Source organism: Streptomyces asiaticus (assembly GCF_018138715.1).
Taxonomy (GTDB): Bacteria; Actinomycetota; Actinomycetes; order Streptomycetales; family Streptomycetaceae; genus Streptomyces; species Streptomyces asiaticus.
In genome coordinates this window covers 8279000-8295116 of record NZ_JAGSHX010000006.1, presented here as the reverse complement: position 1 = coordinate 8295116, position 16117 = coordinate 8279000, and the positions used below count along the sequence as shown (strand labels likewise).

General features: G+C 71.1%; 14 protein-coding genes and 1 pseudogene. 3 read left to right on the top strand and 12 right to left on the bottom strand.

Features of this window, described 5'->3' with window-relative positions:
• Nucleotides 1–17 precede the first annotated feature (17 nt).
• A complete protein-coding gene (mhpA, locus tag KHP12_RS43440) occupies nucleotides 18–1637 on the top strand; it encodes a bifunctional 3-(3-hydroxy-phenyl)propionate/3-hydroxycinnamic acid hydroxylase MhpA (protein WP_308036201.1) in 1620 nt (539 codons plus the stop codon).
• A gap of 15 nt (nucleotides 1638–1652) precedes the next feature.
• On the opposite strand, the gene KHP12_RS43435 is transcribed toward mhpA, so the two are convergent.
• Together KHP12_RS43435 and KHP12_RS53650 are read right to left on the bottom strand one after the other, a co-directional pair.
• Nucleotides 1653–1817, bottom strand: a complete 165-nt coding sequence (locus KHP12_RS43435) for a hypothetical protein (protein WP_167442829.1) — start codon at nucleotides 1815–1817, stop codon at nucleotides 1653–1655.
• A 445-nt stretch (nucleotides 1818–2262) separates the two neighbouring features.
• Nucleotides 2263–2937: pseudogene (locus KHP12_RS53650) on the bottom strand (MFS transporter); the annotation flags it as partial.
• A 241-nt stretch (nucleotides 2938–3178) separates the two neighbouring features.
• Between KHP12_RS53650 and KHP12_RS43425 the strand changes: the two are divergent.
• Entirely contained in the window at nucleotides 3179–3505 is a 327-nt protein-coding gene (locus tag KHP12_RS43425) for a hypothetical protein (RefSeq protein WP_308017010.1), read from the top strand.
• Here KHP12_RS43425 and KHP12_RS43420 read toward each other — a convergent pair.
• Genes KHP12_RS43420 through KHP12_RS43395 form a run of 6 tightly spaced genes read right to left on the bottom strand, consistent with a single transcriptional unit; the run spans nucleotide 3502 to nucleotide 9298 of the window.
• Entirely contained in the window at nucleotides 3502–3798 is a 297-nt protein-coding gene (locus KHP12_RS43420; RefSeq protein ID WP_086885354.1) for an O-linked N-acetylglucosamine transferase, read from the bottom strand. The genes KHP12_RS43425 and KHP12_RS43420 overlap by 4 nt on opposite strands.
• Nucleotides 3799–3802: 4 nt before the next feature.
• Nucleotides 3803–5863 (bottom strand): carbamoyltransferase family protein, encoded by a 2061-nt coding sequence (locus KHP12_RS43415; RefSeq protein WP_086885355.1) that lies wholly within the window; start codon nucleotides 5861–5863, stop codon nucleotides 3803–3805.
• 51 nt (nucleotides 5864–5914) lie between these two features.
• Complete coding sequence (locus KHP12_RS43410; protein ID WP_211834515.1) at nucleotides 5915–7033, bottom strand: HAD-IIIC family phosphatase; 1119 nt, start codon at nucleotides 7031–7033, stop codon at nucleotides 5915–5917.
• Complete coding sequence (locus KHP12_RS43405) at nucleotides 7030–8163, bottom strand: acyl-CoA dehydrogenase family protein (protein ID WP_086885357.1); 1134 nt, start codon at nucleotides 8161–8163, stop codon at nucleotides 7030–7032. The genes KHP12_RS43410 and KHP12_RS43405 overlap by 4 nt, the downstream gene beginning before the upstream one ends.
• A complete protein-coding gene (locus KHP12_RS43400; RefSeq protein WP_037961686.1) occupies nucleotides 8160–8435 on the bottom strand; it encodes an acyl carrier protein in 276 nt (91 codons plus the stop codon). The genes KHP12_RS43405 and KHP12_RS43400 overlap by 4 nt, the downstream gene beginning before the upstream one ends.
• The gene (locus tag KHP12_RS43395) at nucleotides 8432–9298 is read right to left on the bottom strand and encodes a 3-hydroxyacyl-CoA dehydrogenase family protein (RefSeq protein WP_086885358.1); all 867 of its coding nucleotides are present in this window, start codon (nucleotides 9296–9298) and stop codon (nucleotides 8432–8434) included. The genes KHP12_RS43400 and KHP12_RS43395 overlap by 4 nt, the downstream gene beginning before the upstream one ends.
• Nucleotides 9299–9529: 231 nt before the next feature.
• Between KHP12_RS43395 and KHP12_RS43390 the strand changes: the two genes are divergently transcribed.
• Nucleotides 9530–10186 (top strand): class I SAM-dependent methyltransferase, encoded by a 657-nt coding sequence (locus KHP12_RS43390; protein WP_086885359.1) that lies wholly within the window; start codon nucleotides 9530–9532, stop codon nucleotides 10184–10186.
• A 76-nt stretch (nucleotides 10187–10262) separates the two neighbouring features.
• On the opposite strand, the gene KHP12_RS43385 is transcribed toward KHP12_RS43390, so the two are convergent.
• From KHP12_RS43385 to KHP12_RS43370, 4 genes are all read right to left on the bottom strand, one after another.
• Nucleotides 10263–12995, bottom strand: a complete 2733-nt coding sequence (locus KHP12_RS43385) for a helix-turn-helix transcriptional regulator (RefSeq protein ID WP_245010385.1) — start codon at nucleotides 12993–12995, stop codon at nucleotides 10263–10265.
• A 375-nt stretch (nucleotides 12996–13370) separates the two neighbouring features.
• Nucleotides 13371–14435, bottom strand: a complete 1065-nt coding sequence (locus tag KHP12_RS43380; RefSeq protein ID WP_086885361.1) for a 3-dehydroquinate synthase family protein — start codon at nucleotides 14433–14435, stop codon at nucleotides 13371–13373.
• Nucleotides 14436–14510: 75 nt separating this feature from the next.
• The gene (locus tag KHP12_RS43375) at nucleotides 14511–14705 is read right to left on the bottom strand and encodes a ferredoxin (protein WP_211834990.1); all 195 of its coding nucleotides are present in this window, start codon (nucleotides 14703–14705) and stop codon (nucleotides 14511–14513) included.
• A gap of 98 nt (nucleotides 14706–14803) precedes the next feature.
• Entirely contained in the window at nucleotides 14804–15997 is a 1194-nt protein-coding gene (locus tag KHP12_RS43370) for a cytochrome P450 (RefSeq protein ID WP_211834514.1), read from the bottom strand.
• Nucleotides 15998–16117: the final 120 nt, after the last annotated feature.

Here is a 16117-nt window from a genome sequence, read left to right as displayed (position 1 = left end):
GCGGGAGGGAGACGGCGGTGGACACCGCGCGAGAGACGGACGGCATCGAGGCCGAGGTGCTGATCGTCGGCTATGGGCCGGTGGGCCAGCTGCTGTCGGCGCTGCTGGCCCAGCGCGGCCGGCGGGTGACGGTGGTGGAGCGCTGGCCGGAGCCGTACCGGCACCCCCGGGCGGTCGGGTTCGACAGTGAGGCCGCGCGCATTCTGGCCTCGGCCGGGATCGGCGACTCGCTCGACAAGTTCACCGAACCCGCGCGGGACCACGCCTGGCAGAACACCAAGGGCGAGACGCTGATCGACCACGAGGTGGCCGACCGGGGCCACTGCACCTGGCCGGAGGCGCTGTCCGCCTATCAACCCGCCCTGGAGTCCGCGCTGATCGAGCACGGGGCGACGTTGCCACCGCTGCGGATCCTGCGCGGATACGAGGCGGTGGGACTCGCGGACGACGGCGACCGTGTGACCTTGACCGTGGTCGGCCCGGACGGGGAGAAGACGGGCCTCACCGCGCTGTGGGTGGTCGGCTGCGACGGCGCGAACAGCCTGGTGCGGACGGGTGTCGGCACCACCATGACGGACCTGGACTTCTCGTACGACTGGCTGATCTGCGACGTGCGGTTGCACGAACACCGCGAGTTCCGGCCGAACAACCTGGAGATCTGCGACCCGGCACGCCCCCGGACGGCGGTGTCCGCGGGCCCCGGCCACCGGCGGTACGAGTTCATGCGGGTGCCCGCGGACGACCCCGACCACTTCGGCACCGTGGAGAGCGCCTGGGAGCTGCTGCGGCTGTTCGATGTGACGCCCGACAACGGCGTCCTGGACCGGCACGCGGTCTACACCTTCCAGGCCCGCTGGGCCGAGCGCTGGCGGGCCGGACGGATGCTGCTGGCCGGGGACTCGGCACACCTCATGCCGCCGTTCGCGGGGCAGGGCATGTGCTCGGGCTTCCGTGACGCGGCCAACCTGGCCTGGAAGCTGGACCTGGTCCTCGGCGGACACGCGGCACCGACGCTGCTGGACACCTACACCACCGAGCGGCGGGCACATGTGCGGCACGCGGTGGAGATGTCGGTGGGCCTGGGCCGGGTGGTGTGCATGGCGGACCCGGCCGCGGCGGCGGACCGTGACGCGGCGATGCTGGCCGCACGCAAACGCAACATCGGCCCGAGCGCCGCCCGCCGCTCCGTGGTGAAGCCGCTCGTGGACGGGCTGCTGCGAAAGGACGGTCAGGGCCGCCCGGCACCGTACGCCGGCCAGGCGGGCCCCCAGTGGCGAGTCCGCCGCGCGGGGACCACCGGCCTGTTCGACGACGTGGTGGGCACCGGTTTCGTCCTCCTCTACGCCGAGGACGTGGTCCCGGCGCTGGACGCACGACGCCTGAAGTTCCTCGACGGCATCGGCACCCGACTGGTCCGCATGGTCCCCGCGGACACACCCACGGCCGACCTGGCCCCACGGGACGCGCTGGACGTGGAGGACCGATACCTGCCCTACCTGTCGGAGATGGACGCGCTGGCGGTGCTGGTACGCCCGGACTTCTACCTGTTCGGCATCGCGAGGGACGAGGACGAACTCCACTCCCTGGTGGACGACTTGGCCACGCAGCTGAACCCGCCCCCCACCCACCGCTCGTAAGGCTCCCCCGCCTGGTCATCGCCGGCCCCTGCCCGGTCCGCCACCGGCACGGAGTGGGAGCTTCTTCAGGAAGAGCGCGCAGACCAGGCCGACCAGGGTGAGTGGCAGGGCGGTGAGGAAGACGCTGGACAGGGAGTCGGCGTACGCCGAGGTGTAGGCGTCCCGCGCGGCTTCCGGCATACGGCGCACCGTCACGCACCTCGACCGCGCTCTGCGAGGCGACGACGGTGACCTGCTGGGAGAGGCCGGCGCCCAGACCGAGTACGGCCATGAAGGCGGAGGCGACGGCGAAGCCGGTGCCGGCCGTCATGGTCGACAGCAGGTACAGGGCCACCGCGGACACGGCCATGCTCGCGGCGGGATACCACTTGTACTGACCCGTCGTGGCCATGAGGTGGCCGGTGGCCATGGTGGCCAGGAGCATTCCGGCCGTCATCGGAAGCATCAGCAGGCCGGCGTGCTGCGGGCTGGTGCCCGTCACCATCTGGAGGTACAGAGCGAGGTAGTTCAGTGCGCCGATGGAGATGAAACCGCCGACGAACGCCACCGCGTTGGAGATGGCAAAGGTGGAGCTGGTGAACATGCGCGGGGGAACGACCGGTTCGCGCGCTCGGCGCTCCGCCACGAACCAGAGCAGGCCCAGGGCGAGAACGGCGATCGCCAGCCCGACGATGACGGTGGAGCCCCATGCGTACGCGGTGCCCGCCCAGTTGGTGAGCAGCACCAGGCAGCTCACGGCGCCTCCGAGCGTGATGATGCCCGCGTAGTCGACCCGCGGGGTCCCGCGACGGTCGGGCAGTGGCAGGAAGACGGTCACCATCAGCAGGGCGGTCGCGCCGACCGGCATGTTGAGGAAGAAGGTCCAGCGCCAGCCGAGGTGGTCGGTGATCAATCCGCCGAGCAGGGGCCCGCTGACGCTGGATACGGCGAAGGTGGCGGTGGCGTAGCTCTGGTAGCGGGCGCCCTCGCGGGGGCTGAACAGGTCGCCGAGGATCGCGAAGATCGAGACGGTGAGCCCGCCCCCGCCGGTGCCCTGCACGGCGCGGAACGCGATGAGTTGGGTCATCGACCCGGCCACACCGCACAGCGCGGAGCCGATCAGGAAGACCACGATGGCGAAGACGAAGACGCGCTTGCGTCCGAGGAGGTCGCCGAGCTTTCCGTACAGCGGCGTGGTCACGCTGAAGGTCAGCAGATACGCGGTGCTGACCCAGGCGAACTGTTCGACGCCACCGAGGTCACCGCTGATGGTCGGCATGGCGGTGGCGACGATCTGGGTGTCCAGCGTCCCCAGAAGCATGGCGAGCATCAGCCCCAGGAAGACCAGGACCGCCTGTTTACGAGGTGGGGGCGGATCATCGATGTCCACGGCGTGCGCTGCCTGAGCGCGCGGCATGGCATCCCTCCTCCCGATCGGTGGGCGCGGATTCATGCCCGGGCTCGCGTCAACCTAGGCTGACAACCTCTGCGTGTCAACCTAAGCTGACAAGCCTCGCCGAGATCCTTGACGGCCGACCGGAGCGTCAGCTTGGGTTGACAATATGGACGAATCCGAGGTGAACGAGCTCGTCGCGGCCGCGACGTCGGACAAGATCCGCGAAGGGCTGGCCGCCGTACGAGCGCTGCGGAGGCTCGTCGACGAGATGGAGGCGCTCCAGGTCGACCGGGCCCGGGAACTTGGCTGGGCCTGGGGCGACATCGCCGAGCCGCTCGGTATCTCGCGGCAGTCCGCGCACAAGAAGCACACGCGGCGGCGTGCGAAGACCCCGCATCCCGCTTCGCGGCCGGGGGCGGGGTCTGATGGCACCTCGGGAGAGGCGCCGCGCAAGAGCGACGGCAGGTCGGGGCACATCCAGCGGAGCGACTAGGTGTCCGAGGTGACGCTCTCCCCCGTCCGGGCCGCGCGGCGGCGTTCGTCGCCCGCCTTGACCAGGGCGTATCTGATGGCCAGGGCGGCCGCGTTGACCGCATGGAGGGCTTCCTGGGCGCCGGTGTCCGGGTGTTCCTGGCCGGTGGCGGCGGCCGCGGTGCACTGGGCGGCCTCCAGGCAGGCCACGCACGCCTCCACGAGGGCGTCCGGGCGGGTGCCGGAGGGCCGGCCCAGTTTCGTCAGCAGCCGGGTGACCTCCCGGTGCACTTCGGTGATCGGGTCCGCCGCCATCGGGTCAGCGCCCCCGGGTGCCGTCGTCCGCCGACGGCCCGATGTCCCCGGCCGGGGTCAGGGTGAGGAACCGCTGCTCCCACAGGGCGAACACCTCGGTGGCCAGCGCCTCCGACAGCCCGCCCGCGACGGTCTTGGCCAGGTCCCCGAGCGTGGTGGTGCCGTCCACCGCGCCGAGCAGTTCGTACAGCTCGGGTGACACCTTCGCGGACGGGCCGCCGTCGTAGTCGAGGGAGATCTCGTGGGTCTTCGCTCCCGCCGAGGCGTCAGGACCGGCGGTCCTGCGCTCGGCCAGCCGGGTCACCGGGCGGAACCGCGGCACCAGGGCGCCCAGGTCGGGCGAGGGTTTGGCGCGGACCAGGCAGTCCTCCACCACCAGGGCGTCCAGGTCGGTGGTGAGGAAGCTGGTCACCACGTCGTCGAGGCTCTGCACGATGGGTTCGGCGTTGTTGTTGAAGGAGGTGTTGAGGAGCACCGGGGTGCCGGTGAGCTCGCCGAACCGCCGTACCAGGCGGTGGAACCGCTCGCCCGACTCGGCCGAGACGACCTGCACCCGGGCGGTGCCGTCCACGTGGGTGACCGCGCCGAGTTCCGTACGCCGCTCCGGCAGCACCGGCACCACGAAGGACATGAACTCGTGGTGGCCCTCCGCGCCGGAGAGGTCGAAGTAGTCGGGGGCGGCCTCCGCGGTGACCACCGGGGCGAACGGCCGGAAGCCCTCGCGCTTCTTCACCATGGCGTTGATGCGGGTGCGGTTCTCCTCGGGGCGCGCGTCCGCGACGATGCTGCGGTGGCCCAGGGCGCGGGGGCCGAACTCGGACCGGCCGTAGGCCCAGCCGAGCACCTCTCCCCCGGCGAGGAGTCCGGCCGCGGTCTCCACGGCGTCGTCGGGGAACTCCACATCGATCAGCGGCGCCCAGTCGGCCAGCCGGGCCCTGATCCACTCCCGGTCGCCGAGCGCCGGGCCGAGGCTCGCGCTGAGCAGCCGCCTCCTCGGCCGCTGGAGGGTGCCCAGGCTCGCCGCCGCGGCGTAGGCGGCGCCCTCGCCCGCGCCCGCGTCGTGCGAGGCGGGGTGCACGAACACCTCGTCGAACAGGCCGGATTTGAGGATCAGGCCGTTGAGGCTGGAGTTGTGGGCGACACCTCCGCCGAAGCACAGGCGCGACAGACCGCTGGTCTTCGCCCAGTGCTGGAGGATGTGCAGCACGATCTTCTCGACCGTCTCCTGGAGCGCGGCGGCGAAGTCGCGGTGCGCCTGGGTGAACGGCTCGCCCTTGCGGCGCGGCCGGAAACCCTCGGCGTAGAACAGCGGGCTGACCAGGTTCGGCACCATGATGTTGCCGTGCAGCTCGTACTCGCCGTTGTCGCGGAGGGTGTAGAGCTTGGCGAAGGTGTCGCGGTAGGTGGCGGGGTCGCCCCAGGGGGCCAGGCCCATCACCTTGTACTCGTCGCCGAAGCCGTAGCCGAGCAGATAGGTGGCGTTCAGATAGAGCCCGCCCAGTGACTTGGCCACGGGGTAGTCGGCCAGCTTCTCCAGCTGTGTGCCCTCGGCGCGGTAGACGGTGCCGGAGTGCAGCTCGCCACGGCCGTCCAGCACCAGGACCAGGGCGGAGTCCATGCCGGAGTGCAGATACGAGGAGTACGCGTGTGCCTCGTGGTGCGGTACGTACACCAGCTTCTCGTCCGGCAGGTCCCAGTCCAGGCCCTCCTTCAGCCGCTCCCTGATCAGCTCCCGGGAGTAGCGCAGGGGCACCCGCGGATATTCGGTGTAGAGGTGGTTGAGGACGGTGTCGATGTGGCTCTCGGGAAAGTAGTAGCCCACCGCGTCGACGTCCTCGGGCCGCGCACCGGCCAGGGCCAGACACTCACGGACCGCGTTGAGGGGAAATTTCGTCGTCTTTTTGATCCGGTTGAGCCGCTCCTCCTCCACCGCGGCCACGAGTTCGCCGTCGCGGATCAAAGAAGCCGCCGAGTCGTGGAAGAACACCTCGCCCAGCTGCGGCACCACATCGGTGTCCGCGGCGGAGAAGTTGCCGTTGAGCCCGAGCACAAGCACAGTGATCACCCAAACCAGTCAGAGGCGAACGCGAGGATCCGGGGCGGAAGCGCCCGCCGGTCAGCGGGAGTGCGGCAGCGCCGCGTCGGCGAGGTCAGGCGCCGTCAGTCGCAACGTCGTCGGGGCCGGCTGGAACGCGGGGGTGAGGTGGAGGCGTTCGACCCCCTCCTCGCCGGGGGGCGCGAGGGCGGCGGCGCACCCGCAGGTGGTTTCGGCGAACCCGGCGAAGCGGTAGGCGACCTCCATCATCCGGTTGCGGTCGGTGCGCCGGAAGTCGGCGGCCAGGTGCACCCCGGCCCGCGCCGCCTGGTCGGCCAGCCAGTTCAGCACGGTGGATCCGGCGCCGTAGGAGACCACGCGGCAGGAGGTGGCGAGCAGTTTCAGATGCCACACCTTCGGATGCCTCTCCAGCAGCACGATGCCGACGGCCCCGTGCGTGCCGAACCGGTCGCCCATCGTGAGGACCAGCACCTCATGGGCGGGGTCGGTGAGCAGTCCGCGCAGTACGGAGTCGGCGTAGTGCACACCGGTGGCATTCATCTGGCTGGTGCGCAGGGTCAGTTCCTCGACCCGGGACAGCTCCCGCTCGGTGGCGCGGGCGATGGCCATCCGGATGTCCAGGGTGCGCAGGAACTCCTCGTCGGGGCCGCTGAATTCGGCCCGCTCGGCGTCCCGGCGGAACCCCGACTGGTACATGGTCCGCCGCTGCCGCGAGTCCACGGTGACCACGGCGGGGCTGAACTCGGGCAGTCCGGTGAGCCCGGCCACGTCCTCGGCCTTGTAGCAGCGCACCTCGGGGAGCCGGTAGGCGACCTCGGCGCGTTCGGCGGGCTGGTCGTCCACGAAGGCCATGGCGCGGTGGGCGAAGTTCAGCCGCTCCGCGATGGCGCGCACCGCTTCCGACTTGGGGCCCCAGCCGATGTGCGGCAGGACGAAGTACTCGGCGAGACCGAGCGCCTCCAGGCGCGCCCAGGCGTGGTCATGGTCGTTCTTGCTGGCGACCGACTGGAGAATGCCACGTTCGTCGAGGGTGGTGATGACATCGCGCACCCACTCGAACGGCGGCACCTCCCCGTCCTCGAGCAGGGTGCCGCGCCACAGGGTGTTGTCCAGGTCCCAGACGAGACATTTGACGGCCGTCGGCGGCTCGCTCCCGCTCACGGGCTTCCCCTCCGTCATGCTTGCACCTTCCTCCGCGTGTACTGGACCGGCTTCCGCGTGTGCTGGGCCAGGATGAGCTGGCAGATCTCGCTGGTGCCCTCGATGACTTCCATCAGCTTGGCGTCGCGGTACGCCCGGGCCACCACATGGCCGTCGGAGGCCCCGGCGGACGCCAGGAGCTGTACGGCGCGGGCCGCGCCCTCGGCCGCCTCGCGCGAGGCCACGTACTTGGCGTGCACCGCGTCCACCGCCATGTCGGGCGAGCCGGCGTCCCAGGAGTCACTGGCGTGTTCGCAGGCCCGGGTGGCGTGCCGCTCCGCGACATACAGCTCGGCCAGGTGCCGGGCCACCAACTGGTGCTCGGCGAGTACGCGGCCGGACTGCTCCCGGGTGGCGGTGTGCGCGGTGGCGGCGTCCAGACACGCGCGCAGAATGCCGACACACCCCCACGCCACGGACATCCGCCCGTAGGTGAGCGCGGCGGTGGTCGCGAGGGGCAGCGGCAGCCCGGTGCCACCGAGTACGTGGTCGGCGGGCACCCGGACCGCGTCCAGGGTGATGTCCGCGTGGCCCGCGGCACGGCAGCCCAGCGGGTTCGCCACCCGGGTGATCCGGACTCCGGGCGCCCGGGCGGGCACGACCACGGCCGTGGCGCCGCCCCCAAACGTGCCGAACACCACCAGCAGATCGGCGTAGTGGGCGGCGGTGATCCACACCTTCCGCCCGGTGACGACCACGTGTGTGCCGTCGTCGGCGATCTCGGTCTCCATCGCCGACAGGTCGCTGCCCGCCCCTGGCTCGCTGAACGCGACCGCCGCCAGGTCACCGGAGGTCAGCCGGGGCAGAAAGGTGTCCGACTGCTCCGGGCCGCCGAGTCTCCGTACGGTCCACGCCGCCATGCCCTGCGAGGTCATCACGCTGCGCAGGGAGCTGCACCGGGCGCCGACCAGCGCGGTGAGCTCCCCGCCCGCCCGGCTGTCCAGCCCGGTGCCGCCGTGCTCGGGGCCGACCTGTGCGCACAGCACTCCGGAGGCGCCGAGTTTGACCAGCAGGTCGCGGGGCAGCTCCCCGGCCACGTCCCAGGCGTCGGCCCGGTCCCCGATCAACCCGCTGACCAGCTCGGCATGGCTGGTGGCGGCGTCGGTCACGGCTGTGCCTCGCGCAGCCGCAGGACCATCCCGGTCATCGCGTTCACCGTGCGGAAGTTGTCCAGCGCCAGGTCGGGGCCGGTGATCACCACGTCGAAGGTCGACTCCAGGTGCACGACCAGTTCCATGGCGAACATCGAGGACACGGCACCGCTGCTGAACAGATCGGTGTCCGGGTCCCAGCTCTGCTTGGTGCGCTGTTCGAGGAACTGCTGCACCTCCTGCGCCACCGTCTCGGCGGTGTGGCTGCCCGGCTTCGATGAGATGGTCACGCCAGTTCCTTCCCGTATGCGTAGAACCCGCGGCCCGACTTGCGGCCCAGGTGGCCGTCGCGGACCTTCTCCAGCAGCAATTCGCTCGGCGCGCACCGGGAGTCCCCAGTGCGTTCGTACAGCACGCGCAGCGAGTCGGCGAGGTTGTCCAGGCCGATCAGGTCCGCGGTGCGCAGCGGCCCGGTGCGGTGGCCCAGGCACTCCCGCATGAGGTCGTCCACGGCCTCCACCGTCGCGGTGCCCTCCTGCACCACCCGGATCGCGTCGTTGATCATCGGATGCAGCACCCGGCTGGTGACGAACCCCGGCCCGTCGCCGACGACGACCGGCTTGCGCTCCAGCGCCCGCAGCAGATCCGTCACGGCGCTCATCACCGCGTCCCCCGTGCGGGGGCCGCGGATCACCTCCACCGTGGGGATCAGATAGGGCGGGTTCATGAAGTGGGTGCCGACCAGCCGCGCCGGATCGGCGATGAAACCGGCCAGTTCGTCGATCGGGATGGAGGAGGTGTTGGAGATCAGTGGCACCTGGGCTCCGGTGAGCCCGGCGACCGCCTCGAGCACCTTGGCCTTGGTGGGGGTGTCCTCGGTGACGGCCTCCACCACGGCGGTGGCGTCCCGGCCGTCGGCCGGGGACGCGGTGACCGCCAGCTCGCCCCGCGGCCGGCCGGCCGGCAGGGCTCCCATGAGCTGGGCCATACGGAGCCGTTCGGTGACCGCGGCCCGCGTCCGGCCGGCCCTGGCCTCGTCCACCTCGACGACCGTCACCGGGATTCCGTGGCCGACGGCGAGCGAGGTGATTCCCAGTCCCATCGTTCCTGCGCCCAGCACCATGAGCCGCGGCGCTTCCGCATGTCCGCTCATTCATCGCCTCCGCAGCGCGTTGTGAACAACGTGCCGACCATGACACGCGCTTCCGCGTTCACGATATTGTCCGGGCTTTCGCGCAAATCCCCTAAGGATCCCCCCTAGACCCCCCTCAGCCGGAATATGAGTTCCAGCATTCCGGCAGGCGCCATTGCGCGGCGCGTCTGCGGATTCTTAGCATCGGTCGCATTGACTTTCCCTTTCACCTTTGCGGGGTGCGGCAATCCGATGGCTCAGCAAGTCGATGTGACCGAAGAAATTCTCGGCTATGTACGGGAACTGTCCCTGCGCGATGACGAGGTCCTGGCCGGGCTGCGGGCGGAGACCGCCGGTCTGCCCGCCGCGCAGGCCATGCAGGTGATGCCCGAGGAAGGTCAGCTCCTCGGGCTCCTGGTGCGGCTCGTCGGCGCCCGTTCGGTGCTGGAGATCGGCACCTTCACCGGATACAGCACACTGTGCATGGCGCGGGCGCTGCCGGCCGACGGCTCGCTGATCACCTGCGACATCACACCGAAGTGGCCGCAGCTCGGCCGCCCGTTCTGGGAGCGCGCCGGGGTGGCGGACCGCATCGATGTGCGCATCGGTGACGCGAAGGACACCCTCGCCGGACTGCGGCGGGAGGGCCGGGAGTTCGACCTGGTCTTCATCGACGCGGACAAGACCGGATACGCCCACTACTACGAGGAGTCGCTGGCGCTGCTCCGGCGCGGCGGGCTCATCGTCCTGGACAACACCCTCTTCTTCGGCCGGGTGGTCGACCCGGCCGCGCAGGACGCCGACACCGCCGCCCTGCGCGAGGTGAACAAGCTGCTCCGGGAGGACACACGCGTCGAGATCAGCATGCTCACCGTGGGGGATGGCATCACGCTCGCGGTCAAGCGCTGACACCGCGCACACCGCACACACCGCACACCCACGACGGCCATGCCCCGGGATCCTCCCGGGGCATGGCCGTCCGCTGTCACGCCAACTCCATGCGGTCGGCGTAGAGTTCGGTGGGCAGTTGCTCCCGGTGCTTGATGTCCAGCTTGCGGAACACCCGGGTCAGATGCTGTTCCACGGTGCTGGCCGTGACGTACAGCTTCCCGGCGATCTCCCGGTTGGTGTAGCCCATGGCGGCCAGCGACGCGACACGCCGTTCGGAGTGGGTCAACCGCTCGATCCCGGTGTCCGTCTTCGGCATCAGCGCCGTGGCCTGGGAGGGGTCGTCGGCCGGCAGCCACTCCTCGTACAGCGAGGCCGCGTCGCACATCTTCGCCACGTGCCAGGCCCGGCGCATGGTCCGGCGGGCCTGCTTCTTCTCCCCGAGCGCGTGGTACGCCTGGCTGAGGTCCCACAGCGTACGGGCCAGCTCGTACTTGTCCTCCTGCTCGGTGAACAGCCCCACCGCCTCGTTGAGCAACTGCGGCCGCCGCTTGGCCGAGCTGGTGGCCGCCAGGAGGCGCAGCGACTGCCCGCGGGCCCTGGCCCCGTCCGTGTGCGGACGGCTGAGCTGCTGGTAGACCAGGATCCGGGCCTGGTCGTGGTTGCCCTGTGCGAGCCAGGCCTCCGCCGCCCCGATCCGCCACGGCACCGGGTCGCAGCCGCTGCTCAGCCCCCAGTCGGTGAGCAGTTCGCCGCACAGCAGGAAGTCCGCGAGCGCCGCCTGGTGGCGGTTGGCGGCGAGGAAGTAGTGGCCGCGGGCGAAGAGGTAGTGCAGCCCGTAGGTGCTCTTGAACATGGCGTTGGGCACGGTCTGCGCGACGTGGAACCCCGCTTCCTCGTGCCGGCCCATCCGTGTGCACGCCAGGATGAGGGCGCCGAGCGGCAGCCCGATCGCCACGCCCCACGCGCCGGGGGAGGCATGGGTGAGGGCTGCCCGGGCCCGCTCCGCGGCCTCGGCGAGGTCACCGCGGCGCAGGGCGATCTCCGACCTGGCCGCCGCCAGCACCGCCTGCCGCATGGGGACGTGCGGTCCCCCGCCGGTCTCGCCGAGCGCGCCCTCGCACCAGGCGGACGCCAGGTCGATCCGGCCGCCGTAGACCAGCGCGAGCAGGGCGAACAGTCCCGCCTGCTCCTGGCATGCCGGGTCGTGGCCGAGCTGAAGTTCGCGCAGTACCTCCTCGGCGCGCCGTACGGTGTCATGGGTCTGGCCGCCGGTGAGCACGTCGGCCAGCACGGTGCCGGCCCGGGGCCACACCGCCGCCCGCGTGGCCGCGGAGCCGCCGTGGTGTGCCGGGGCGGTGCGCCGCTCGGCCAGCCAGGGGTAGGTGCAGGTGAGCGCCGCCTCGATGGCGTGGAGCTGGTCCGTGGCGGCGGGGTCGTCGCGCAGATGGGCGAGCAGCCCCTCCACGTCGGTCAGACCGCCCTTCCACAGGAGTTGCATGAGGAGGGTGACGCTGTCGGGGAGGCCGAGCCGGCCGGCGCGGACGGCGCCGTAGAGCGGTGTGTGGTGGCGGGTGGCGGTGGAGGGGTTGATCTTCCATTCCGCCTCGGCGAGTTTGGCCTGGAGGGCGGCGCGCCGCTCTTCGTGCGGACACTGCTCGAAGGACTGCTCCAGCAGGTCGACGGCGATGGACGGCTCTTCGCCCACCGCCACCTGCTCGGCCACCTCCAGCAGCACCTCCGCGGGCCACGAGTCGGGGATCTGCCCGGCGCGCACCAGATGGCGGGCGATCGTGGTGGCGGGCCTGCCCTGGTCGTGCAGCAGCCGCGCGGCCCGCTGGTGCAGGGTCCTGCGCTCCCGCGCCGACATGTCGTTGAGCACGCCGAGCCGCGCCGCCTCGTGCCGGAACGCGCCCTCGTCCATCAGCCCGGCCCCGGTCAGCGCCGCCAGCACCTGGCTGATGGGCTCGGGTTCCTGGCCGGTCAGCCAGGCGAGGTCGGTGGCGGGTAAGGACGCGCCCACCACGGCCAGCGCGCGCACCACGTCCAGGAAGATCGGCTCATTGCGGTGCAGACAGCTCAGGAAGGACTGTCCGTAGCCCGCCTGGCGGGGCTCGCCGTGCTCGCGGTAGTCGGAAAGCAGGGTGTGCAGCAACAGCCGGTTGCCGCCGGTGGCGGCGTAGACGTCGCCGGCGCGGTGGCTCGCGGTCTCGCCCAGCTCCGCCACGACCACGTCCGCCACCTGCTCGCGGTTGAGCGGGCCCAGGCCGATCCGGCGCAGGCTCTGGGAGCGCAGCAGTTCGTAGCGGAGCGGCAGGGACGGCGCGGGCAGGCTCAGGTCGTCGGTGAACACGGCCGCGATACGTGCCGCGTCCAGGCGGCGCACCAGCTGGAGGAGGAAGTGCGCGGAGGCCGGGTCGCTGTGCCGCACATCGTCCACGGCGAGCAGCAGCGGGGTGTGCTCCGCATGGTCGATCAGCGAGGTGCACAGCCGATGGCACAGCCGGGCGGTCTCGGCCTGGTCCGCCGGATCGCTGGTCCCGTGGAGGATGGCCGACAGCCCCGGCACCTCGGGCAGCCCGCCTGGTAACTTCCAGACCCCGCGGGCCAGTTGGGAGACGACGCCGAAGGGGAGGTCCCGCTCGCTGGGGGAACACGTCGCCGTGACGGCGAGGTAGCCGGCCTCCGAGGCCCGCTCGGCGAACGACCGGAGCAGGGTCGTCTTGCCGCATGCCAGCGGCCCGTCCACGAGAAGGGCCTGCCCGGGCCGCACCGAAGAGTCACCGAATGGATGTCCGAGGTGCGCCGCGGCATTCCCTATTCTGTCCATCGGACGGGAATTCCGCTCGGTATTCACCGGCATGGCATAGCTGTAGGGCATGTTCATGGTCCCCGATCGAGGTCGACGAAATGCGGACTCGCGGCCCTTGGGTCAGACCAAACGTTGATCGGGAAACGATTCCATCAGCACGCCCGTACCAGCATCAACCCCTACCGGATCCTCCGCCCCCTAACCGACCCCAACGCATCTCGATTTATGCGCCGCGCCGTTCAGTTATCCAGGGCGCGCGCCGTACCGTCAACCCCCTACCGGGACTGTGTGCCCCTAGTGGGAAGGGCCGAATACCGTGGCGTACGGCGATTCCGGCGCGCGGCGCATCGCCCCTCCGGCTCACGGCACATCGCCCCTCCGATACGCGCCACATCAGCCCTCCGGTTCGCGGGGCATCTCCGCGAGGGTGGCGCTGACCGTCTCCTCGGAGATCCCGCGCACCAGTCCGGGCCCCTCGGGTCCGTCCAGGACGAACGTCAGCCCGTCGGTGGCCTTCTTGTCCAGCCGCATCAGCTCCACCAGCTCGGGGGCGGAGACCTGCGGGGGCAGCCCGGTCGGCAGGCCATAGCGGGCGACCACCTCACGGTGCTCGGCGACCCGCTCCGGGCCGATGCGTCCCAGCGCGCCGGCGAGCCGCCCGGCGAACACCGTGCCGATGGCCACGCCCTCCCCGTGCCGCAGCGCGAACCCGGTGGCACGTTCCAGCGCATGCCCCAGGGTGTGGCCGTAGTTGAGCAGGTGGCGCAGTCCCGAGTCCCGTTCGTCCGCGGCGACGACGCCCGCCTTGAGCGTCACACTGGCCGCGATCTGGTCGAGCAGCGGCAGCCGGTCGAGATCGGGCGCGCCGATGAAGTGGCAGCGGGCGATCTCACCGAGGCCGTTGCGCCACTCGCGTTCGGGCAGGGTGTCCAGGTGGTCGAGGTCGCAGAGCACGGCCGCGGGCTGCCAGTAGGCGCCGACGAGGTTCTTGCCCTCGGGCAGATTGACCGCGGTCTTCCCGCCGACACTCGCGTCCACCTGGGCCAGCAGCGAGGTCGGCACATGGACGACCGGTGTGCCCCGGTGGTAGAGGGCGGCGGCCAGGCCCACCGTGTCGGTCGTGGTGCCGCCGCCGCACGACACCACCACATCCGAGCGGGTCAGCCCGAATCCGACGAACCGGCGGCACAGGTCCGTCACGGCGGCCAGGTCCTTGGCCTCCTCCCCGTCACGGGCCGGTACGACGAGCGAGGGCACGCCCGGGTCGGGGGTCCGCTCGGGGGGCCGCGCGGTGACCACCACCGCCTTGCGCGCCCCCAGGGCGGCCACCACGTGCGGGAGCAGCCGCTGCACACCGCGTCCGATGTGAACGGTGTACGAGCGTTCGGCCAGCCCTACGGTGACCTGCCGGGAAGCAGACGCGGAACTGGCGGCCGGACTGGAAGTCGACGTGGTCAAGACTGCCTTCCCCTCGCTTGCGCGGCCCCGGCGAGAAGCGTCTCGCCGGGGCCGCGATCGGGTGTGGAGCGCTTGCTAATCCTCTACCGCGATCGCGGCGGCCGGGCAGAGGAACGACGCCTCGGCGACGCTGTTGCGGAGCGCGAGCGGCGGGTTCGGGTCCAGCAGCACGACGGCCCCGTCCTCCTCCCGCTGGTCGAACACCTCCGGCGCGGCCAGCGCGCAGTGTCCGGCCGCACAGCACTTCTCCTGATCCACCGAGACCTTCACCATGGTGCTCCCCTCTCCTTCTGTTGTCCGCCCGGCCTCCGGTCCGCGGTCACCGGCCATCGGCCATCGGTCGGTCACCGGTCAACCCTGGTGACCGGTCACCAGGCGACGGGCACACGGGCGACGCCGAAGTTCATCGACTCGTACAGGAACGCCAGGTCCTCGAACGGAACCTCCAGGCGCAGCGTCGGCAGCCGTCGCACCAGGGTCTCCAGGGCGATCTGGAGCTCGACCCGGGCGAGGGTCTGCCCCAGGCACTGGTGCACGCCGAAGCCGAACGCGATGTGCTCGCGGGCGTTCGGCCGCCTCAGGTCCAGCTCGTGGGCGCCCGCGAAGTGGGGATCGCGGTTGGCGCTGGGCAGGTTGATGATCACCCCTTCGCCGGCCGGGATGAGTACGCCGCCGACCTCGACGTCCTCGATGGCCACCCGTCCGGTGCCCTCCTGGACGATCGTGATGTACCGGAGCAGTTCGTCCACCGCGTTGGGCATCAGCCCGGGGTCCGCCCGCAGCCGGGCGAGCTGGTCGGGGTTTCGCAGCAGCAGGACGGTGGACAGGGCGATCATGTTGGCGGTGGTCTCGTGCCCGGCCAGCAGCAGCACCAGGGCGGTGGCGACCACCTGTTGCTGGGTGAGCGCGCCCGTCCGCTCCTGGTCGACGATGAGCCGGCTGAGGAGGTCGTCGCCCGGGGCGGCGCGCTTGGCCGCACACATCCGGGAGACGTAGTCCACCATGACACCGAGCGCGGCGCCCATCTCCTCGGTCGACACGGTGAAGTCCATGACGCCCTGCGACGCCCGCTGGAACTCGGCGAAGTCGGCGTCGGAGACCCCCAGCATCACGGCGATCACCTGGGACGGCAGCGGGAAGGCGAAGTCGGCCACCAGGTCGGCCGGCGGCCCCTCGGCGATCAGCCGGTCCAGGAGGCCGTCCACGATGTCCTGGATCATCGGCCGCATCGCCTCGGTGCGCCGGATGGTGAAGTGCGCGGTGAGCATGCGGCGGATCCGGGCGTGCTCCGGATCGTCCATCCTCCCGAGGTTGAACACATCGGCCGGCACCTCGAACTTCACAAAGCGGGGCATCGCCTTGTGGGTGCCGTCGGCGCTGAACCTGTCGTCGCCGAGCACGGTCCGCGCCTCGTGATAGCCGGTGACGAGGAACGGGGTGCTGCCGTCCCACATCCGCACCCGTGTGACGGCGGACCGCTCGCGCAGCTCCTCGTATCCCGGCGGGGGTGAGAACGGGCATGCAGCAGCCCGCAGTTCGGGGTAGTCGCGTATCTCGTCCATGCCTGTCCGTCCCGTCAGTCGCTCCATCGCCGCCACTGCGCCGCCCTACGGATTGCCAAGTCTGGTCCGCGCGCCCGCTCCCCAGTCCCCTAACCACTCCCCTATCCCCCCTTGCCTCGG

What these genes read in the sequence shown, in the direction of transcription:
- KHP12_RS43385 (WP_245010385.1), bottom strand. Translation starts at nt 12,995, where the DNA reads ATGGACAGAATAGGGAATGCCGCGGCGCACCTCGGACATCCATTCGGT.
- KHP12_RS43435 (WP_167442829.1), bottom strand. Translation starts at nt 1,817, where the DNA reads ATGCCGGAAGCCGCGCGGGACGCCTACACCTCGGCGTACGCCGACTCC.
- KHP12_RS43370 (WP_211834514.1), bottom strand. Translation starts at nt 15,997, where the DNA reads ATGGACGAGATACGCGACTACCCCGAACTGCGGGCTGCTGCATGCCCG.
- KHP12_RS43425 (WP_308017010.1), top strand. Translation starts at nt 3,179, where the DNA reads ATGGACGAATCCGAGGTGAACGAGCTCGTCGCGGCCGCGACGTCGGAC.
- KHP12_RS43420 (WP_086885354.1), bottom strand. Translation starts at nt 3,798, where the DNA reads ATGGCGGCGGACCCGATCACCGAAGTGCACCGGGAGGTCACCCGGCTG.
- KHP12_RS43390 (WP_086885359.1), top strand. Translation starts at nt 9,530, where the DNA reads ATGGCTCAGCAAGTCGATGTGACCGAAGAAATTCTCGGCTATGTACGG.
- KHP12_RS43410 (WP_211834515.1), bottom strand. Translation starts at nt 7,033, where the DNA reads ATGACGGAGGGGAAGCCCGTGAGCGGGAGCGAGCCGCCGACGGCCGTC.
- KHP12_RS43395 (WP_086885358.1), bottom strand. Translation starts at nt 9,298, where the DNA reads ATGAGCGGACATGCGGAAGCGCCGCGGCTCATGGTGCTGGGCGCAGGA.